At 69.7% G+C, this 20,751-nt stretch carries 11 protein-coding genes; 4 read left to right on the top strand and 7 right to left on the bottom strand.

Annotation, left to right across the window (positions count from 1 at the left end):
• Window positions 1-263: 263 nt before the first annotated feature.
• From NBG84_RS21820 to NBG84_RS21805, 4 genes are all read right to left on the bottom strand, one after another.
• Window positions 264-1,643 (bottom strand): PrsW family intramembrane metalloprotease, encoded by a 1,380-nt coding sequence (locus tag NBG84_RS21820; protein WP_285367339.1) that lies wholly within the window; start codon window positions 1,641-1,643, stop codon window positions 264-266.
• Window positions 1,644-1,941: 298 nt separating this feature from the next.
• Window positions 1,942-2,751, bottom strand: a complete 810-nt coding sequence (gene trmB / locus NBG84_RS21815; RefSeq protein WP_250921249.1) for a tRNA (guanosine(46)-N7)-methyltransferase TrmB — start codon at window positions 2,749-2,751, stop codon at window positions 1,942-1,944.
• Between the two features lie 364 nt (window positions 2,752-3,115).
• The gene (gene lhgO, locus NBG84_RS21810) at window positions 3,116-4,330 is read right to left on the bottom strand and encodes an L-2-hydroxyglutarate oxidase (RefSeq protein ID WP_250921248.1); all 1,215 of its coding nucleotides are present in this window, start codon (window positions 4,328-4,330) and stop codon (window positions 3,116-3,118) included.
• Window positions 4,331-4,986: 656 nt separating this feature from the next.
• On the bottom strand, window positions 4,987-6,459 hold the full coding sequence (locus NBG84_RS21805) for an NsdA family TPR-like regulatory protein (RefSeq protein WP_250921247.1): 1,473 nt from the start codon (window positions 6,457-6,459) through the stop codon (window positions 4,987-4,989).
• 1,105 nt (window positions 6,460-7,564) lie between these two features.
• Between NBG84_RS21805 and NBG84_RS21800 the strand changes: the two genes are divergently transcribed.
• Window positions 7,565-9,694, top strand: a complete 2,130-nt coding sequence (locus tag NBG84_RS21800; protein WP_250921246.1) for an asparagine synthase-related protein — start codon at window positions 7,565-7,567, stop codon at window positions 9,692-9,694.
• Between the two features lie 433 nt (window positions 9,695-10,127).
• Here NBG84_RS21800 and NBG84_RS21795 read toward each other — a convergent pair whose 3' ends face one another.
• The gene (locus NBG84_RS21795; protein WP_425608679.1) at window positions 10,128-11,927 is read right to left on the bottom strand and encodes a sigma-70 family RNA polymerase sigma factor; all 1,800 of its coding nucleotides are present in this window, start codon (window positions 11,925-11,927) and stop codon (window positions 10,128-10,130) included.
• 1,705 nt (window positions 11,928-13,632) lie between these two features.
• Window positions 13,633-14,496: a TetR/AcrR family transcriptional regulator gene (locus tag NBG84_RS21790; RefSeq protein ID WP_250921244.1), complete on the bottom strand. Its 864-nt coding sequence runs from the start codon at window positions 14,494-14,496 to the stop codon at window positions 13,633-13,635.
• Window positions 14,497-14,789: 293 nt separating this feature from the next.
• On the opposite strand from NBG84_RS21790, the gene NBG84_RS21785 reads away from it, so the two are divergent.
• Both NBG84_RS21785 and NBG84_RS21780 read left to right on the top strand, forming a co-directional pair.
• Complete coding sequence (locus tag NBG84_RS21785) at window positions 14,790-16,508, top strand: FAD-dependent oxidoreductase (RefSeq protein WP_308312099.1); 1,719 nt, start codon at window positions 14,790-14,792, stop codon at window positions 16,506-16,508.
• A gap of 192 nt (window positions 16,509-16,700) precedes the next feature.
• Window positions 16,701-18,398, top strand: a complete 1,698-nt coding sequence (locus tag NBG84_RS21780; protein WP_250921243.1) for an ATP-binding SpoIIE family protein phosphatase — start codon at window positions 16,701-16,703, stop codon at window positions 18,396-18,398.
• A gap of 15 nt (window positions 18,399-18,413) precedes the next feature.
• On the opposite strand, the gene NBG84_RS21775 is transcribed toward NBG84_RS21780, so the two are convergent.
• Window positions 18,414-19,688, bottom strand: a complete 1,275-nt coding sequence (locus tag NBG84_RS21775) for an MFS transporter (RefSeq protein WP_250921242.1) — start codon at window positions 19,686-19,688, stop codon at window positions 18,414-18,416.
• A 142-nt stretch (window positions 19,689-19,830) separates the two neighbouring features.
• On the opposite strand from NBG84_RS21775, the gene NBG84_RS21770 reads away from it, so the two are divergent.
• The gene (locus NBG84_RS21770; protein WP_250921241.1) at window positions 19,831-20,403 is read left to right on the top strand and encodes a MarR family winged helix-turn-helix transcriptional regulator; all 573 of its coding nucleotides are present in this window, start codon (window positions 19,831-19,833) and stop codon (window positions 20,401-20,403) included.
• Window positions 20,404-20,751: the final 348 nt, after the last annotated feature.

The raw sequence follows: 20,751 nt of genomic DNA, 5'->3' as shown, positions 1-20,751 counted from the left end.
ACCAGGGCCGCACCAGCTCCGTCCGCCATCCTTGGGGCACGACCACCGGCGTACTCGGCCGGTACCTCAACTCCGGCAGTCCTGGCGCACACCCCCCGACGCCAGGGCTGTCGGTATTTTTCCGACAGCGCCCACGGGCCTTGGCTGCCAGGTGACGCGAGCTTCAAGCTCCCCTCCCTTGTGCCGGGGGCCGTGTCCGGGACGACCTCTACCGCTCATACCCCAGGAGATCCCTCCCACGCCGACGTTCGGCCGGGCCGCGGTCAGCCGCGGTAGGGGTTGTAGCCCTCGTAGTCCCGGTGCGGCGGCGGTATCCACACCTTGCCGGTCGCGCGGGCGGCGTGGGTCAGCGCCGGGCCGGCCACCCCCTTGCGCTGCCACATGTGATGCAGCAGCTCCTGCTCCCGGGCTGTGAAGTCCGGGCCCGCGGCCCCGCGTCTGGCCCGATGGCGAAGAAAGGCCAGCGAGGTCGCGAACCGCTGGTACTCGGCGACCGCGTGGGCCGCGCCCGGTCCCTGTGCGCGCCGGGCCGCATCGCGTGCCATCCCGCGGGCCTTCATCGAAGAGAGCGCGAGCGGTTCGGCCGGTGCCAGCCAGCCCGCGGCCGCATAGGCGGGCAACTCCGTCGCTATCGTGCGCAGTTCCCGCTGTCGGGTCCAGATCACCAGCCAGGTCAGCAACCCGAAGGCGGGCACCATGAACGCCCCGTACACGGCGTAGAAACCCCATGGCCCGAAGAGCGAGGCCGAGCCGTTCCACAGCGCGTGCACCCCCATGGCCAGCAGGAGCCCCAGCAGCGGCAGCGCCACGCGCCGTACCCGCTGGCGGCGGGTGGCGAGCGCGACCATTCCGAAGCCGATGCCGGCGAACACGGTGAAGAGGGGATGCGCAAAGGGGGACATGACGACCCGTACGAAGAACGTCGCCGCGGTCACCGAGGCGAACCCGGACGAGCCCAGCGCCTGGTCCTCACCAAAGGCGTTGCCGAGGTAGAGGATGTTCTCGGTGAAGGCGAACCCGGTCGAGGTGAAGCCCGCCACGACGACGCCGTCGACGATCCCGGTGAAGTCCCTCCGGCGGAAGAGGAAGATCAACAGGATCGCCACGGCCTTTGCGCTCTCCTCGACGACCGGTGCCACCACCGTGGCGCCGAGGGTGTCCGCGCTCGCGGGATCGGCGGTGGCGGTCGCTATCCAGCGGGTCGCGAAGGTGTTCGCGGTGATGGCCACGAGCGCTGCGGCGAACGCGCCCCAGGCGAAGGCGAAGACCAGATTCCGCCACGGGCCCGGCTCCACCCGGTCCAGCCAGCGGAACGCGGCGATCAGCAGGGGCACCGGAAGGGTGGCGAGACCGAGACCGACCAGAAAGCCCTGAGTCCCGGTCTGCTCCCGGACCAGCGCGAGGATGACGAGCGCGCAGAGCGCGAGCACGGTGACCAGAATCCCGGCCTGTACCGCCTTGCTCTGCCACAGCCGCGAGGCGCGGCGGGGCTTGTAGCGCCAGCGGGAGCGATCGGGCACCGCGTCGAACACCGGCTGCTGTGGATCGTAGGCAGGGACCGCGGGACCGGCGGGGAAGCCTCCGGGAGCCTGTCCGGGCTGGGGGCGGCCCTGCCCCCATCGCGGGGGCTGGTGCGGGGCCATGGGGCCGCTCTGGGCGTGGTGGTGCGCCGACCGGCCCGGCCCGTGCGGTCCGCCCTGACCCGGTGCCGGGTGCCGCGCCTGCTCAGGCGCGGGAGCGGGGGACGCGCCGGGGTACGGCGGCGGACCCGACTCGGGCCCCCATCTCGGTTGCGGTGGAGGGTGGGCGGTGGGGTGCGGCTGCTGGTGGTCAGGGAACGGCTCGGACACCCGACGACCCTAACGATGGGCGGTGACAACTGGCGACGTTGTTTCAGACAGGGCGCCCACTCAGGCGGGATGTCCTCTCGGACGGAATGCCCTAGGCCTGGTGGGAGCCGGGCTCGGTGACACGGCGAAACAGAAGGTCATGCACGGTGTGCCCCTTGTCCAGGCCCTGGGACTCAAAACGGGTCAACGGCCGAAACGCAGGGCGTGGCGCGTATCCGCCGGCCTGCTGGGTGTTCTCGAAGTCCGGATGGGCCGAGAGCACTTCAAGCATCTGCTCGGCGTAGGGCTCCCAGTCCGTCGCACAGTGCAGCACCGCTCCGGCCTTGAGCCGGCGGGCGGCGAGGGCGAGGAACTCCGGCTGGATCAGCCGCCGCTTGTGGTGCCGCTTCTTGGGCCAGGGGTCGGGGAAGTAGACGCGTACCCCGTCGAGGGAGTCGGGCGGGAGCATCTCGCGGAGCAGGATTATCGCGTCCCCGTTGGCGACGCGAATGTTGTCCAGGCCGTTCCGCTCCGCCAGAGCCAGCAGATTGCCCTGCCCCGGGGTGTGCACATCGACGGCGAGAATGCCGGTGCCGGGGTCGGCTGCGGCCATCTGCGCGGTCGCCTCGCCCATCCCGAAACCGATCTCCAGGACCACGGGCGCCCCGTCGAAGAGTTCCGCGAGATCGAGGATCTCGTGCCCGTCGATCTCACAGCCCCAGACGGGCCACAGCCGGGTGAGGGCGTCGCCCTGACCGGTCGTGACCCGGCTGCGCCGCGGCTGGAAGCTGCGAATGCGGCGCTCGTGGTGGGACCCCGCGGGGTCGGCGATCGGCCCGCCCGGGAATCGCGGCTCGCTGCGGTCGCGAACGGGGACGGGGGCCGTGGGGGCGCTGGGGTTCTGCTGGCGAAGCTCGGACACAATGCCCCGATTCTACGTCCCCTCACCGACGCCTCCGATGGCACTCGGGCCCCGCCAAGGCCCCGCTGGGCGGCCCTGGCTGAGACCGAGCGGCCTGCGTGTCCTCTGGGCGACCCGGGTGGGCTGGGCTTCCTGGACGACCTGGGCGGCTCAACCCCTCCGACCGGGCGCGTGGACCGGCAGGGCGGGGTCGCGCTCCCCTGTTCGTCCCTTGCGCACGCTCGGCCGGAGCGTTACCGGGTGCGGGCTGGGGCGGTGCGCTGGAACTCCGGAGCCACTGATCGGCCTTGCCCGGGCCGCCGCCGGATCGGCCCCTTGTTCGATCGGCCCGGACCCAAGGCCAGCGAGTGGGGTGTGGTGGAGATCACAGCTTCTTCAGTACACGCCGCGCCACTTCCCGACCGATCGGGAGCGAGGCCGTCGCCGCCGGGGAGGGAGCGTTCAGGACGTGGACGGTACGGACCGACTCCTTGATCAGGAAGTCATCCACCAGGGTGCCGTCCCTCAGGACCGCCTGGGCCCGCACCCCGGCCGAGGCCGGGACCAGCCCCGATTCGGTCACCGCCGGAAGCAGTCTGCGTACCGCCGCGGTGAAGGCCGCGGTGGACCAGGAGCGGTGCAGCTCGCCGGCCCCGTAGCGCCAGTGTCTGGCCGCTATCCGCCAGGAGCCCGGCCAGGTCAGGGTCCTGGCCAGCTCGCGGGGGCGCACCGTCGACCAGTCGTAGCCCTCGCGGGCCAGCGCGGGTACGGCGTTCGGCCCCACATGGACGCCGCCGTCGATGCCCCGGGTCAGATGTACCCCGAGGAACGGGAAGGCGGGATCGGGGACCGGATACACCAGTCCCCGGACGAGGGAGGGATCGGCCAGTTCGTAGTACTCCCCTCGGAAGGGGACGATCCGCATCTCCGGGTCATCCCCCGTGAGCCGGGCCACCTGGTCGCAGTAGAGCCCCGCGCAGTTCACCATCGCCCGGGCCCTGACGATCGCCCCCGACGAGGTGCGCACCGCCACACCCCAAGCGCGGCGGTCGACCGCCACGACCTCTTCGCCGCAGCGGATCTCCGCCCCGGCCGCGGTCGCTTCGGTACCCAGCCGGGCCGCCACCGCGACGTAGTCACACACGCCGGTGGTCTCCACCTGGATCGCGGCGAGACCGCGCACCTGCGGCTCGTACTCCATGATCTGGGCCGGACCCAGCTCCCGGACCGGGATTCCGTTCTCCCGGCCGCGTTGGACCAGGGCGTGCAATCTGGGCAGCTCATCGCGGCCGGTGGCGACGATCAACTTTCCGGTGACCTGATGAGCGATGCCGTGCTCGGCGCAGAACTTCACCATCTCGGCCGCGCCCCGCACCGCGAAGCGTGCCTTGAGCGACCCGGGTCGGTAGTAGATCCCGCTGTGGATCACACCGCTGTTCCGCCCGGTCTGATGGCGTGCCGTTCCCGGTTCCTTCTCCAGGATGACCACCTTGGTGCCCGGAGCGGCACGGGTGAGGGCGTAGGCGGTGGACAGGCCGACGATTCCGCCGCCGACCACAAGAACATCGCAGTCGAAATCCTGCTTGGGCAACACCATCATCACCACGCCACCTCCCACCCCGATACTGCACCGCCAGCCTCGGAGAACCACTGTCACGGCGGCTGATCCCGTACCGATCCCAGCACCGATCCCGTACCGCACCGATCTTGTACCGCACTGATCCTGAAGGCGATCCACCGGTCCCGTCCAGATGGCCCGGCACCTTGGGCCCTTGGACCACAAGGATCTGGCCTGCCGACCCGATGCCCGACACCCTGAACCCTACGGACCCGACCCGGACCGGTGCCGGCCACCCGATCGGGCTGTTCGACCAGCGCACTGGACCCAACCGACCCGAACCCACGGCGGCACCCAAGCCGACCCGTCAGAACCGGTCCAACAGCACTGGCCCGTCAGAACCGACCCGTCGAACCGACCCGTCAGAACCGACCCGTCAGAACCGACCCGTCAGAACCGACTCGGCTGAGCCCGATCCAACAGCACTGGTCCGACTCGGCCATTGTGCTGACCGCTCGGCCCGCTCGGTTGATCGCACCCGACCGATCCGTCTCGATCGTCCCGGCGCGACCTCACCGATGCCAACCCGCAGTGATCCTCGACCATGGCGATCTTGAACCCTGCGGCCAGTTCGGCCGCAGGTTAACCGCGGAACCGTTCCTCCGGGTCGAATTGTGCAGGAGCGTTACATAAGACACTCACGCCGGGGCCACCAACAGGGGGCGGGCCCTTTCCCGCAGCTCCACCACCCGTGGCTCGTCCCCATACGGTTCGAGGCGGTGCAGCAGATCACGTACGTACTCCGTGGTGCGCGCCGACGAGATCCGGCCGGCGACTTCCACCGCACGCGTACCCGCCGCACAGGCGGCGTCCAGGTTTCCCGATTCCAGCTCCGCGACCGCGCTGACCACCAGCCGCAGCCCGTGCGAGCGGACGAACTCCTCCGTGGGGCGGGACAGCGCCTGCTCGGTGAAGCGCCGGACCTGGCGGGGGGCCTTGAGGTCGCGATAGCACTCGGCGGCATCGGCACAGAACCGGTCGTATGAGTAGAAACCCAGCCAGGATGGGTCCGGGTCGCCGTCGCGGGAGCGCTCCAGCCAGCCTTCCGCTGACTTGAGCGCGGCCCCCGCCGCCGCCGCGTCATTGGCCTTGGCGTGCGCCCGTGCCTCCACCAGACGGAAGAAGCTCATCGTGCGGGCGGTGGCGAGACCGCGGTTGCGCTCCAGGGCCGCCTGAGCGAGGTCCACACCCTCGTCGGCGAAGCCGCGGTAGATGGATTGAAGTGACATCGATGCCAGCACATAGCCGCCGAGCGGCACGTCCGCCGCCGCTCGGGCCAGGCGCAACGCCTGGATGTAGTACCGCTGGGCGGCCTCCTGCTGGCCGGTGTCGAAGGCCATCCAGCCGGCGAGGCGGGTCAGCTCGGCGGTCGCGCCGAACAGCGCGCGCCCGACCTCGTCCGAGTAGGAGCCCAGCAGTAAAGGGGCCGCGTCCACCCGCAGGCACTCCGGAACCATCGAGGAACGCCAGTCACCACCGCCGTACTTGGAGTCCCAGCGGCGTGCGTCCTCCGCGGCTTCCCGCAGTTTGGCGACATCGCTGTGGCCCACCCGGGCGGAGACATCCTCCACGGGTACCTCCACGGCGCCCCCGGGCCCGTTGGGAGCCGCAGTCGCCGCGGCCCCACCGCCCGGTAGCCGTTCAACCGAGGGGTCGGCGGGGGTTATCAGCCAGCGGGAGGCCGGCGTGGCATAGGCGCTCACCGCGAAGGACCCGGCCAGTGACTGCCAGATCCCGCCGCCTCCCGCGCGCCGGCCCGCCAGGTCCAGTCGGTAGAGCTCGGTCGCCGACTTCACCGCCGCGGCCACATCGCGCGGGAACGCCAGCCCGACTTCGGGAGCCGGGTCGGCGTCCGCGAGTCCGATCTCGTGCAGCGGTACGGGCCGCCCCAGCTTGGCGCCGATCGCCGCCGCGATGAGATGCGGAGCGGCGCCCTGCGGGACCATGCCCTTGGACACCCAACGGGCCACCGAGGTCTTGTCGTAGCGAAGCGTCAGACCCCGCTGCGCTCCGAGGTCGTTGACGCGCCGGGCGAGGCCGGCGTTGCTGATTCCCGCGAGGGCGAGAACGGTGCCGAGTTTTTCGTTCGGCCCGCGTTGCTCTCTGGACATGCGCCCCACCCCTCGACACACAGACGGCCGCCGTGTCGCTGTGCGGCGCACGGCATTCGTACTGAGTCCTTCCCCGACGGGCGGCCCCTGCGCCCCTCCCTGCACGTGCCGCGGCCGGCACCCGCGTTCTGTCGCGTGTGCCGATCACGGCCTGCTCGCGATTCCGTTTGCGGTGTCTGCCCGTCCCGCACACGATCCCGGTTGCAAAAGCGCCTGGCGGAGTCTTCTGGGATATGCCCCTCTGTCGAGAACATCAGTAAACCCAGCGTAGTTCGCTGCATCCCGACCGTTAAGGGGCCAAGTTCCGTATGGCGAGATTGTTGTGCGTTGGAGTAGCGCGCCTGAGCGACCGGCGGGCGCCGGTCGCTTGAAGCGTGCTCTCGCTGTGCCCCGGCCGTGTGGCCGTGCGCCCGTGCGTGCGCTCTGTCCGAGGAATGGGGGGAGGGCTTCCATGGGTGCTGCGTGGGTCGGCCCGCTGCGTACTGGAACCAGCGGGCTGGGGGATACCGCCGCCTTCAATCCCCGCGGGCGGCGGATCGGTCCGGGAGGCGAACAGCGCCTCCCGGACTGTCGTATCTGGACCCTTGGCGATGTAGGAATATGTGCTGTCATGTGCTACTACGTGGCGACATTGCCGCGGGGGCGGGTTCATTGGGTCTATGCGGCCGGCGGCGCGCCCTCAGCTGCCCTTCGACGCAGAGAAGTTGGCCGAATGTCGACTGTCTGGCTTATGTCTTTTGTCGGTGTACGGGGTTGTCGTGACCAATCCGCTTCCCGTTGAACTACCGTCAAATCGCACCTTTCGGGGACGCCTTCGCTTTTTTGCTGCTGCTACCCGGGGCCGTTCCCCTGCGCCGACTTCGTGGCAGCATGTTCCCGAACGGGCGGGTGTGACATGGTCCTGGGGCAGGTGTGACACGGTCATGGACCGGGTATGGCGCGATCCCGGGGGCCGGATCTGGCCCATCTGTTCACTGCCGGGCACCATGTCCGTTGGTGTGACCATCCGCGGTCCACACCTCGACCGGACGTAGTGTGCGCCGGTGCGGCAGAGTCCGGCAGGGCTCGACGAGTCATGTTTTGTCCACAGCCTGTGGAGGCGGCGATGCGGTGGTTGGTGGGATGGAGCAGTATCGCCGCTAACTTCGGTACGGCAGGCGCGGTCGGTCCGTCCGACGAAGGCCGCTCGGTCCATCCCGTGGGCTCCCAACTGCTCTGGGGCGACCCCGATCCGCTCTGGGCCGTCGGCGACTGGCGCCCCGACGAGGTGCGCGTCGTCAGCATCGAAGCGCCGCCGGGCTTCACCGGTGGCACCCCCATCGCCAGGCTCGCCATCCTCGGCTGCTGCGCGGCCAGCGACGATGAACTGCGCGCCGGGCTGATCTCCGCCCGCGGTGGCGCACTGCGGCATCTGACCGCCTGGCCCGGCAGCTACACCGCCGTCGTCCAAGCAGGGCGGCGCATCACCATCGTCGGCGACCTCGCCGGAGCGAGACCCGTCTTCTACACCCCGTGGGCCAACGGAACCGCCTACGCCACCGCGGCCCTCCCCCTGGCCGATCTCATCGAGGCCCAACTCGACATCGGCCATCTGGCAGCCCTGCTCGCCTGCCCCGAAACCCCCGAAGCCCTGCGCGACTCCACCCCGTACGAGGGGGTCAAGCGCATCCCGCCGGGCCATGCGCTGATCCTGCGCGAGGGGTCCCGTGAGATCACCGGCTATGAACCCGTCGCCTCCCTCGCCGTCGCCGGCCCCCAGATGGACCCCCAGCGCGCGGTGGACGGCGTACGGGACGCACTGGTCGAAGCCGTACGGGCCAGGCTCACCGCCCCCCGGCACGCACCCGAGACGCTTCCGCAGGACCCCGGCCCCGTACCGGGAATGGGTCCCGCGGACCGCCGCGCCCGCCGTGGCGCACCCGCGCCCGGTATCGGCGCCGACCTCTCCGGCGGTAGCGCCTCCAGCACCCTCGCGCTCCTCGCGGCAGGACTGCCAGGGGTACCCGGCACGGTCATCGGGCATGGCGCGGGCGCGGGCGAACGACTGCTCGCCGTCACCTACAACGACCTCACCGAACAAGGCCAGGAAGCCGAACTCGAACGCGCCCGCGCCATCGCCGAGAACCCCCGGCTGCACCATGTGGTGGTCGCCGTCGGCGAGGAGGGACTGCCGTACGCGGGCCTGGAGAACGGGCCGCTCACCGATGAACCAGCGCCCTCCCTGGTCATGGCCGAACGGCACCGCGGACGTCTCGCGTCGGGGAGCGCCGACCACTTCACCGGTGCCGGGGCCCGTCAGGTGCTCGACGCCCACCCGGCCCGACTCGCGGATCTGCTGCTGGACCGGCAGCGTAGGCATCTGCTGCGACCCGTGGCGGCGCTGGCCCGCGCCGAAGGCGCCTCCTCACAGTCGCTGTTCATCCCGCTGACCGTCTACCGGGCCGCGCGACGACTGGCCCGCACCCCGTACCGAACCGGTCTGGAGGCCGCCGCCGACCGGCTCGTGGAGGCAAACCGGCAGGGCACCCGCACCAAGAACGGCGTCGGCCCCGTCAACGCCTCCCTGGCCGCCCTGACCTGGTCGCGCCCTGGCCCCGCCGCCCGTTGGCTGACCGGTGAGGCGCTGGCAGAAGTATCGGTTCGCCTGCTGGAAGCGGCGACCCGTCCGGTATCGGTGCAGCGCCCCGGTGAGGCGAGAGCCCGAGCGGCGCTCACCCGCCACGCCACGGACCAACGCATCCTGGAGCAGGCCGCCGAGGTCCGCAGCCAACGTCTGCACGCGCCCTATCTGGACAACCAGGTCGTACGCGCCTGCCGCGACCTCCCCGAATCGCTGCGCGTACGCCCCGGGGCCCGAGCCGAGATCCTCCGTACGGTCCTGGCGGGAGCCGGCATCCACGATCTGCCCGCCGGGTGGGGGGCGACCACCCAGGCCACCTCGGCCGAGACGGCACGCAAGGGCCTGCGGGTGTCACTGCACCAACTGATGGCCCTGTTCGACGCCCCCTTGCTCGCCGACGCGGGCCTGGTGGAGGCACGGGTGATCCGCAAGGCCCTGCGCGCGGCATCCGAGGGCGAACCCGTTCCGCTGGACGGTCTCGCGGACCTGGTCTCGACGGAGCTGTGGCTGCGCCGACTGCTGTCCCGCCGCGGCACCTGCTGGACGGGAACGGCGGCGCCAAGGCAACGCGCCGTGGCCGGCGGGGTCCCCCCGCGGCCGACCCTGCGCACCTAGCAGCCGTCCACCCGAGTGGTTCGGGGAGTGGGCCCGGGAGCGCTCCGTCGTGAGCGAGCCATGACCTGGCGATCTCCGGGGCCATCGGGTTCTGTGGGCATCTCCGAGTCCTGGGGTCCCTTTGGGGTCTGGGGTCTCTCTGATGCCTGCGGTCCCTTTGGGGCCTTCGGTGGGCGGCGCACCGGCGTACGTCCCCCACCGCCGTCGGCCCCATCGCCCGCCCCGCCTGCGCCGGCCATCCATCAGCGGACGCTGCCCGGCGCCCGCCCCGGGAAGCGGGCTCCGCCGCGGGGGTCCTCGGCCCGACCGAAGCCCAGCCCCCACGCCCTCTACGGGGTGCTTCCCACGACCCCGCGGGCGCCCGACACCGCCTTCCCACCGCGAACGGGGCCGACTCCGCGGCACCACGGCCCGCCCACGGCTTCACGTGAGGTCAGCGACAGCTGATACGGGACATCGCCCAGTCAGCGAGCGCCACCGAATCGAATGCCGTGTGCGGTTCCACGACCAACCGGATGGTCTTCAGGCCGGCGAGCGAGACATGCACGGGCACGGCGGCATCGCCACCACGGATCACGGGGGAGCTCCAGAGCTGCGCCCCGTCTCCGTAGACGGAGAATCGCGCGGCGCCCAGAGTCAACGTCATATCGTCGATCCCCACCAGCGCGTCATAGCTGGAACAGTCGCGGTTGAGGTCGATGCTCACGGACGACCTGGCGTGCACGGTCGCCCCGTGCCCGTACCACTGGCCGCCGATGTTCAGACCGGTGCGCTGCCAGAGCCAGCTGCTCTCACCCAGCCGTACCTCCGGCCCGGTGTGGTCGCCGAACGCGCCGTACTGAAGCCTGTTGAGCTGGTACACCTCGGGCGCAGCTGGAGGAGTGGGGCTCGGCTTGGGCGTTGGTGTCGGCTTCGGCGTCGGCGCCGACTGTGGCGGCGGGGTGGGGCTGGGGGAGCTGGAGGGCGTTGGAGTGGGCTCCTGGGGCGCGGGCTGTGCGGGTTTGGGCCGTGGCCTCGCAGGCGCGGGCGTCGGGGCCGCCTTCGGGGGCGGCTTGGGCTGGGGAGCGGCTTTGACCGGCGGGTTGGGCGCCGGCCGTGGAGGCGACGGCTTCGGCTGTGGCGTCGGTGGGGCTGGTGGGTTGACGGGGGCGGCGGGCTGAACGGCTGGCGGCTTGGCCTTCGGCTTGGCGACGGGCTCCGACTGCCCGGCAAACGCCCACACCAGCCCGGCCGTCGCGGCAACCGCCAGCACCGCGGCGAGCCCCGCCTTCGCCGGAGCGCCCAGGCCCTCCGAGAGAGCAGCGCCCCCGGCGGCTCCCCCCGAACCACCACCCGCGGCCCCACCACCCGCGGCCCCACCGGCCGCCGCGCCGCTGGCCGCGGTGCCCGAACCGGTGGCCGCAGCCACCGCACCCGCTCCCGCGGCTCCCACCGCACCGCCGGCCACGATCCCGGCAGCCTTGACCGAGTATCCAGCCGCCAACCAGCCGATGACGGCAACGGGCAGCAGCGCCGGAATCCCCGCGTTGACATGCGCCAACTCGCCAGCGGCCAAGCGGCACTTGACGCACTCCTCCAGATGCTTGCGCAGCCCCCGCTCCGCTCGCATCCGCAACCCGCCCCGGGCATAGGCGCCGAGTCGGTCGGCATACTGCGCACAGTCGCCACCGGAGGTGAGCGCGGAGCTCACATGCGCCTGGAGGTAGGCCTGCTTGAGCCCTTCGCGGGCCCGGCTCGCCAACACGGCCGTGGCATTGGCGGTGAGCCCGAACAGAGGCGCCACCTCACTGGGCGACTCCTCCTCCACCGTGGTGTGCCAGAGCACCGCCTGCCAGCGCTCCGGCAGCGACCGGAACGCCTGCATGGCCAGGGACTGCTCCGCCTCATGCATGGCGCGGACATCGGCACCCAGATCAAGGGTCTCGTCGGTCAGTACATCCGTACCGCGCGCGGCCTCCGCGGCGAACACGGCGAAGTCATCGACCAGCTGTTCTCTCTTGGCGCTCTTGGTCCAGTTCGCGGCGACCCTGCGAACCGTCGTCAGCAGATAGGCCCGGACGGCATGCTCGGGTCCTGAACCCCCGCGTACGGCCTGGAGTGTTCGGGCGAACACCTCGGCCGTGAGGTCATCCGCGGTGTGGGCGTCCCGGCAGCAGGATCGGGCATATCGCCGCACGGCTTCCGAGTGGCGGCGAAAGAGCTCCTCATAGGCGCTGTCCTCACCCTCCCTCATCCGCTGGATCAGGTCGATGTCCGACGGCGGTAGCTCCCGCTGCGGTGGCAGTACGGAGCCGAAACCGGTACTCCCACCCTCCCGTTGGGTCGGTACGGCATGGATCGCGTCGCCGGAACCGATCGCTGCTCCGAACGCGAAGCCCGCTCCCGACCATGCCTCGGAGTAGGGGCCCGCATCAGCCGCGGCACCGGGAGCTGATGCTGAACCGAGTGGGGTGGTGGAAGTCGCGCTGAACGCCGACGAGTCATCTGCCCTGGGACCATGGGGCCCTTGAGCCGGCACCGTGCGGGCGGCTGCCTCTGTCGCGTCCACGCCGGTGGGTTCGGTTGAACCAGCCCCCGACGCCTTGGAGTTCCCCGTCCCCGCCGCGCCGCTCCCGGCGGAGGCACCGGCACCAGGTCCGGCACCTGCGCTCGTTTCGGATGGAGCACGCCCGGCCTCGGAGTACCCAGCCTGATGCCCGGATTCGCGGACTCCAGGATCGGCACCCTGAAGGACGTAACCCTGGGGAAGGCAACTCCCGTACGAGGAGGTCTCATTCGGGGTTTCGAGACGATCGCCCTCTGCGCCACTGGCGGGATCAGCGGCGGGACTGCTCGGGGGGCTCACGACTGGTCCGCCGGGAGGGCCCTCGCTCCGGCTACCGGAGTGATCTCCCCCCGGGCCGCCGGAGTGACTGGTGTCCTGATCGGTCGGGGCGATGTTCGAACCGCTGGGGTCTGGCCGACGGCCTGGAGCGTCCGCGCCCGAGGAGCCATCCGGGAAGTCACCCGCTGACCCTGCCCTGACGTCTCGCCGGCCGCCCTGCTCAGGCACCTGCTGGGAGGCCAACCCCCCATGCCCGGTACCGCTGATGTGGCCGGTTGGCTCGTCCCCTGCATCCCGACCATCACCACTCATCGCGGAAGCCCTTACTCATCGCGGAAGCTCCCGTCAGCACCCTCAGACCCGAACACCGGGCAAGCGTGCCACACGGCGACAGCGCACCAACCCCGCATCGGGGTCAACCACTCATCCGGGGAGATCTGGCCGAATTCGTACGCTATCCAAGATGCTTGGGTGGAATGGGCATCAGTTTTGAGTCCCTGTCACCAACACCCCTTCTTCAAGGCGAAGTTCACATTGGCCGGGTGGACCGGTACGTCATGCCAGCGTCAACTCGATGGGTCCCCGCGGCGTCGGCCTCAAGGCAGCCGCTGTGATGGAAACCATTCCAAGTTCGTTGTGAATGGCCCACGAAAGCTCCGGCGCAACCCCGCGATCCGACCAGAGCCCCTCAGCGCCCTCGACGGTCGGCGTTTCTGCTCGGGGCAGCGCCAGGAGGGGCAGGGGAGCTGCTCGGGGCGGGGGCGCAGGGGCGATGGATGAGGCAGCCAACCCGGCCCCCGAGGAGCTCAGTCGGTCCATCGGGCGACGGCTTGCCAGTCCATCGCCCCACGGGTCCGACAGGCCGACTGGACGGCGACACACGTCAACGCGGCCGCACCACAGGGCAACCCGCCTGCTCGATTGCTGGTCAAGCCCGCTGTTCTCTGAACTCGGCGTCTTGGGCGAGGCAGCCAGAACCGCCCCGCCCCTACCGAAGAACACGCAAGAGAGCCGACGAGCGCCGTGCGGCTGGGCGACCGCAGATCCGTAACCGCCCCTACTACTGACCTGTATGACCAACCCGTATGACTATCGGGGCGTGTTCCGCTCCGACCTACCTAGGCCGCAGCCCCTCCAGCAGGATGTCCAGCAACCGGGCGGACGCCGCCGCCTGCTGGGCTGCATCCGGCAGGGCGGGCGCGGCCGTGGCTATCACCAACAGCACATCTGCCACGGTCACATCCCCGCGCAGCTCACCCGCGGCCCGTGCGCGATCGACCAACTGGCCCACGACCTCCAGCAGATCGGACGCGCCGCCGTCCTCCCGCTCACTGGCGGGGACCGGACGCTGACCGACCACCCGTAGATCGGGCTGGGTCGAACCGCTTCGGTCCGTTGCCGAGGACACTCCCTCCGGGCCGACACCGGAGCGCTGGTGCGGCACCCTGGCCGCGTCCAAGGACGAGGCTCCCGCGGAAGGAGCGGACTCCGCCGATGAGCCGTCCGGGTCATCGGCGTCCACGCCCACCCGCAGCACCTGCGGCGGCAGCAGCCGCCCGGCACCGGAGGCCACGGACGTACGGAGGAAGCGGGCGAGGGCCGACCAAGGCTCCTCCTCCTGGCCCAGCGCCGTTCGTGCCTGCTCGGTCAGCCGAGAGGTCTCCTCCGCGGCTATGCGGCGTACCAGCACGTCCTTGCTGGGGAAGCGGCGGTACACCGTCCCGACGCCTACTCTGGCCCGGCGCGCCACATCCTCCATCGGCGCCCCGTAACCCAGTTCGCCGAAGACCTCGCGGGCCGCTCGTAGTACGTGTTCGAGGTTGCGCTGTGCGTCCACACGGAGCGGCGCCGAGCGGTTGACGCCACTCGGTCCCAGCCGTCCGGTTCCGCCGTGCAGTTCGGACGGATGTCCACTGTGTACATGGCCGTCCGCGGTCTGCGGAACGGCGGCCTGCCAATGTGAATCCTGAATGGTCATACGTGTTCCCCCGGTCACTGTGTCTCCCCCCGGAGACCTCCCCGCCTGGTCTGCCGGGCGAGCCTTGGCCAAGCACCCCGACGAGGTACGAACATAGTTGAGCCCGGGTCAATTCAGAAGGGGGTAGTTCCGCACGGAGCGCCCCCCGATCGGAGCAAGGACCGGAAGCCTCCGGTTTACGCCTCCTCGCACCACCCCTTGCGCCCTCCCTGACCTGCGCTCCTTTCCCCTTTTTCGACACCCTCCTGGAGTACGCGCCCCCTAAGCCTCCGGTCACACAATTTGCCGCGCCTGTGGACAAACGCTGGGGACCGTTGCGTCATGGGAAGGTGAAGGCTGCTGACTCCCAGGGCTCGGCCCCCGGTTCCCCGCCGACCGCGCGCACCAACGGCACGCGCATTCTCGTCATTGGCGGTGGTTATGTCGGGATGTATACGGCACTCCATCTCCAACGAAAACTGAAACGGGAGCTAGCGCGCAACGACGTTGAAGTCATGGTGATCACCCCTGAGCCTTATATGACGTATCAGCCCTTTCTCCCTGAAGCGGCTGCGGGATCGATCTCCCCCCGTCATGTCGTCGTCCCGCTGCGACGGGTTCTGGACAAGTGCAAGATCCTCATCGGCGAGGCCACCTCCATCGACCACGCCAAGCGAACCGCCACCGTGAACACCCTGGCCAGCGCCGAAGAGGGCACTGGCGCTGTCGAGGTCCCCTACGACGAACTCGTCATCGCTCCGGGGTCGATCTCCCGTACTCTCCCGGTCCCCGGACTCGCCGACTACGGCGTCGGATTCAAGACCGTCGAAGAAGCCATCGGGCTGCGCAACCATGTGATCGAGCAGATGGATATCGCGTCGTCCACCCGCGATCCCGCGATCCGAGACGCTGCTCTCACCTTTGTCTTTGTCGGCGGTGGCTACGCCGGTGTCGAAGCGCTCGGTGAGCTGGAGGACATGGCCCGCTATACCTCCCGCTACTACCACAACATCAAGCCAGAAGACCTGAGGTGGATTCTCGTCGAGGCCAGCGATCGCATCCTTCCCGAGGTCGGTGAGGAGATGGGCAAATACGCCATCCGCGAGCTTCGCTCCCGAAATATCGACGTGCGGCTCAGGACGCGACTGGATTCCTGCGCAAACCGCGTTGCCGTCCTCAGCGACGGCAGCCGCTTTCCCACCCGTACCGTCGTATGGACAGCGGGCGTCAAACCGGCCCCTGTCCTTATGGCAACGGATCTGCCCCGCAATGAGCGCGGTCGGTTGAATTGCACCGCCGAGCTCGCCATCGCCGGGACCGAGCATGCGTGGGCCGCGGGTGACGCAGCCGCCGTACCGGATGTCACCTCCGCATCGCCGGGAGCGGAATGCGCGCCCAACGCCCAGCACGCGGTCCGTCAGACCAGGGTCCTCGCCGACAACATCGTGGCCTCCCTACGCGGAGAGCCACTGAAGGAGTACGCCCACAAATACGTCGGATCCGTCGCCTCACTCGGTCTGCACCGAGGCGTCGCCCATGTGTACGGGCGCAAGGTGAAGGGCTACCCGGCCTGGCTGATGCACCGGGTGTACCACCTCAGCCGGGTGCCCACCTTCAACCGGAAGGCACGGGTGCTGGCCGAGTGGACGCTGGCCGGTCTCTTCAAACGGGAGATCGTCTCCCTCGGTTCGCTGGAGCACCCACGCGCCGAGTTCGAGGTGGCCGCAGGAGGGAACCGCCCAGGCCACGGCCCGGACGGCGCCCCGCGCAGACCGCATGGCGGCCCCCACCAGCCGACCTCGCCGCCGGGCCGCCACCCAGGACCGAGCACCCGCCCCGCGCCGACGGCGAAAGAGCCTCCCACCTCGCAGAGGAACCTGCCGCCGGAGAAGCCGGACACCCCCGACCTGAACCGAAACCAGGCACAGGGCCGGGACTCAGCCCCCGACCAGGAACATCGACCGGCCAACGACCGAGACCAGCGGTCAGGGCCAACGGATGAACCACCGTCCGTCGACCCGCGGGAGGGCTGACCGCCTCCCCTTCCTGTCAGGCTCAGTCCCGATCACCACCGCGGGCGGGCACTGGCCGGAACCAGATGGACACCTGGCCGACACCGACTGTCAGTCCGTTCGGTCACACTGGACGTGTGACCATAGGTGGGCTCACATCTGCACAGAGTGACCCTGTGACCCTTGCCGACAACCATTGAGGCTAGAAAGTCAGTGAACTTCACGCGTTGGAGCGCAAGGCTCCCCGGTACGCAGCGCCGCGCCGCCTCGCGGAGGACCGACCGCGGGATCTCCACGGCCCCTCCGCGCCCGGCCCAGCGCACCGACAGCCGGGGAGAAAGCGGTGGCGAGGGGTCGGTTCCCGCTGCCCGCGGTGAGTCTGACCAGCAGCCGGAGCCCGTCCGCGACACGCCCACCCTGGAGGACTTCCCGGCCCGGGGGATTTTCGGCCAGCTGCCCGCGCTGGTCGCTCTGATGCACGGCCCTGACCACCGGGTCGCCTATGTGAATGACGCGTACACCGCTGCCTTCGGCCCCCGTCCGATCGGTAGCCCCGCCGCCGAAGCCTGCCCCGAGCTCGCCGAGCTGGGACTGCCCCCGCTCATGGACCAGGTCCTTCGCAGCGGCAAGCCGCGCACGGTCAAGTCCCGCAAGATCCATACCGGTGGTTCGTACACGGTCACCTGCCTGCCCGTCGAGAATCCCCACCGCGCGGGCGAGATCACCGGCGTGGTCGTCTTCGCCGCCGATGTCACCGATCACGCGGAGGCCGCCGAGCGGCTGCGCGCCAGCGAGCGCCGTCAGCGCGATATGGCGGTGACGCTCCAGCGATCCCTGCTCCCGCAAGAACTGGAGCAGCCCGACGATCTACGGATCGCCGCCACCTACCAGCCGGGCGGCGAAGACGCCGCGGTCGGCGGCGACTGGTACGACGTGATCACGCTCGGCGCCGGTCGTACCGCACTCGTCATCGGCGATGTGATGGGCCGCGGAGTGCGTGCCGCCGCCGTCATGGGCCAGCTACGCACCGCCGTACGGGCGTACGCCCGGCTCGACCTACCCCCGCACGAAGTACTGCAACTGCTCGACGGACTGGCCGCCGAGATCGACGCCAGTCAGATCGCCACCTGTGTCTACGCGGTCCACGACCCCAACGAAGGCCTCTTGGTCTACGCCTCCGCAGGCCATCTCCCCATCCTGGTGCGCGACGAGGACGGCACGGTCCGCCGCGCGGCCGATCCGACCGGTCCGCCCCTCGGCACCGGCGGCTGGCTCCACACCTCGGGCACGATCGCCCTTCCGCCCGGCTCCAGCGCTGTCCTCTATACGGACGGTCTGGTCGAGCGCCGTGATGAGGACATCGACGAGGGGGTGGCAGCGCTGGAGCGGGCCCTGTCCGGCGCCACCGGTACGCCCCAAGTCGTCTGTGACCGGCTCTTTCGCGCGCTCGGCGTGACCGCTGAGCACGATGACGATGTGGCAGTCCTGGTGGTCCAGCACCCCGCACGCAAGGACGGCTCCGCCGAGCTCTTCCACAACGCCGCGCTGGATCTGCTCGGCGGCACCGAGGCAGCGCCCCGGGCTCGTGCCTTCGCCTCCGGAGTTCTCGCCTCCTGGCGTTTCTCCCCCGAGCTCCATGACCTGGGCGTCCTGGCCACCAGCGAGCTGGTCGCCAACTCCCTCAAACACGGCACCCCACCCATGCGCCTCAGACTCCGCCGCACCGATCGCCGACTCATCATCGAGGTCACGGACGGTGATGACCATCTGCCGCGTCGCCGCCGCGCCGAAACAGAGGACGAGGCGGGCCGCGGTATCTCCATCATCGCGACGATCGCCTCGTCCTGGGGGTGCCGCCGGACCCCGGGCGGGGGCAAAGCGGTCTGGTGCGAGTTCGCCCTGCCCGCCTAGCGTGGGTACGGGCCGTCAGGCCGCGGCTTCCACCGGCTCACTCGGCTTGTGCTGCGCCACGACCCGAGACTTCACCGCGAGGGACGGCTGATTCTGTAGCGGGGTGAGCTCCTTGCCCAGCCGTACCGCCAGCACGGTGATACCGAGCGAGAAGAGCACGAACGTCACGATGTACGGGCCGTGCAACGCTGCTCCCATCGGCCCTCCCACCGCCGGGCCGAGCGCCAAGGCAAGCTGCTTGACCAGGGCGAACGCCGAGTTGTACTGCCCGACCATCGACTCCGGCGCCAGATCGGCGACCAGCGGCGCGACGGTGGGCGACAGCATCGCCTCGCCCAGCCCGAAGAGCGCGTAGGTAGAGATGAACGCCGCGGTCGCCATCGCCTGGCTGTTCGTCCCAAGACCCGCATACCCGGCGATCACCCACGCGACCGCCCAGATCAGCCCCACCGCGGCGATCATCCGCGAGCGCTTGCGCTGCTCGACAAACCTCAACACCACAAACTGAGCGATCACGATGACCGCGGTGTTCGCGGCAAGCGCCGTACCGAGCGTGGACGGCTCAATCCCGGCTGCCTCCGTCCCGTACGCGGCGAGTCCTGATTCAAACTGCCCGTAGCAGGCGAAAAACAGAACAAACCCGAGTACCGACAGCTGAACCATCGCTTTGTGCCCCAGCACGGCGCGCATACCGCTCTTGGCCTTGGCCTCGGTGTCTACGGGGAGTGCCCCTGGGAGCGACACCGGCCGTGGCATTCGTACGGTGAGTGCAATTCCGGCCAGCACCAGGAACATCACGGACTCAATACCGAACAACAGCAGAAAGCTGTCCGGTCGGCTTTTGTCGACGATCTGGCCGCCGATCAATCCACCGAGACCGAGGCCCAGGTTCTGCAGGAAGAACTGCATGGCGAAGGCCCGCGTTCGGCTCGAAGCGCCCGAGCACCAGACGATCATCGTGGCCAGTGCCGGCTGAATGACCGCCGTACCGGCTCCCAGCAGCGCGGCGGAGAGCACCACGGTCGTGACGCCGTTCGCGAGCCCGATCGACAACGCCCCCACCGATGCGAGCAGCGAAGCCACCACCAGTACCGGCAGCGGCCCACGGCGGTCGATCACGCGCCCGGTAAAGGGGAGAGCGACGAGGGCGGCCATTGCGAAGGCCGCGAGGACGACACCTGCCGTCGTCGCGCCAAGATCCCGCACCTGCGCCACATAGACGTAGAGATACGGGACCGTGAAACCGAGTCCGAACGCGCTCAGCGCGCTACCTGCCTGGATTCGGCGCATCGCTGCACCCATCACCCTGGTCACACTCACCTGCCTCAAAGGAGTAGGCCTAAGGCCTGAAGACTTCAATATTAAAGTTCGACAGTTAAGAGTACACATGGAAGGACTTCAATGCCAACGAGGCCATGCGATACTCCGGCGTATGCCTAACGCGAGCCCCGAAGGCCAAGCAGCGACCGGCCCCACACTTGAACCGACCCTCGATGAGCAGATCGCCGCGTACCAGCGGGAGTACGGAGACCTGGACCCACAGGTCGAGAAGGTGGTCTCCGCGCTGGGCAGGCTCAATCGCCGGATGAGCGTCGCGTACGGCCGCCAGGTCGCCGCCCTCGGCATCAGCAACGCCGAGTGGGAGGTGCTGAAGAGCCTGGTCCTCGCCGGCAGCCCCTATCGCATGGGACCGGGGGAACTGGCCAAGCGCCTGGGCCTCACCCCGGCGGCCATGACCCATCGCATCGACCGCATGGCCAGCGAGGGTCTGGTTACGCGCGACCGGGACGAGAACAACCGGGTCCGTGTGATCGTCGAACTGACGGACGAGGGTCGTACGAAGTGGCTGGAAGCCATGCGAATGGCGTCCAGCTTTGAGGAGGACCTCCTCCAGGACCTCTCGGCAGACGAGCGCGGAGTGCTGGGGGAGCTACTGATCCGTGTGCTTCGCAGGGTGGAGCACACCCAACCGGACGCCGGTGGCCGGCTTACTGATCTGGACTAGCGGCCCGGCGGAGGAGCCCGGCGCCCCGCTGAAACCGGAGGATTCCGCAGGTGGGAGGGGCGGCTCCGCCGGGGCTGTGGGGTGAAGTTGACACGGAGTTCATCGTTCCGTAAGGTTCTTCGAGTTGTCGCGGGGCCGTAACGGTTCTGCGATGACAACTCCCGCCGCAGATGCGGCAACCAAACTCAGCACGGCCATCCTCAACGGGAACGATTTCGGCATGCCGAAATCCATTTCCAAGACTCGATTATGAGTCGCCGGGGAAATCCGCTAGAGTTTGAAACGTCGGAACGGCCGAAGGGCCGGAAAGACAATCCCGATTTCGACCGGGAATCAGGCCCGAAAGGA

The sequence above is a fragment of the Streptomyces albipurpureus genome, from assembly GCF_023701525.1.
Classification (GTDB): domain Bacteria; phylum Actinomycetota; class Actinomycetes; order Streptomycetales; family Streptomycetaceae; genus Streptomyces; species Streptomyces albipurpureus.
This window is presented reverse-complemented; position numbering and strand designations above follow the sequence as displayed.

Excerpts from the sequence above, each read along its gene's own strand:
- NBG84_RS21775 (WP_250921242.1), bottom strand. The coding sequence starts at position 19,688 with ATGCGCCGAATCCAGGCAGGTAGCGCGCTGAGCGCGTTCGGACTCGGT.
- NBG84_RS21795 (WP_425608679.1), bottom strand. The coding sequence starts at position 11,927 with ATGAGGGAGGGTGAGGACAGCGCCTATGAGGAGCTCTTTCGCCGCCAC.
- NBG84_RS21800 (WP_250921246.1), top strand. The coding sequence starts at position 7,565 with ATGCGGTGGTTGGTGGGATGGAGCAGTATCGCCGCTAACTTCGGTACG.
- NBG84_RS21820 (WP_285367339.1), bottom strand. The coding sequence starts at position 1,643 with ATGGCCCCGCACCAGCCCCCGCGATGGGGGCAGGGCCGCCCCCAGCCC.
- NBG84_RS21770 (WP_250921241.1), top strand. The coding sequence starts at position 19,831 with ATGCCTAACGCGAGCCCCGAAGGCCAAGCAGCGACCGGCCCCACACTT.
- lhgO (WP_250921248.1), bottom strand. The coding sequence starts at position 4,330 with ATGATGGTGTTGCCCAAGCAGGATTTCGACTGCGATGTTCTTGTGGTC.
- NBG84_RS21805 (WP_250921247.1), bottom strand. The coding sequence starts at position 6,459 with ATGTCCAGAGAGCAACGCGGGCCGAACGAAAAACTCGGCACCGTTCTC.
- NBG84_RS21790 (WP_250921244.1), bottom strand. The coding sequence starts at position 14,496 with ATGACCATTCAGGATTCACATTGGCAGGCCGCCGTTCCGCAGACCGCG.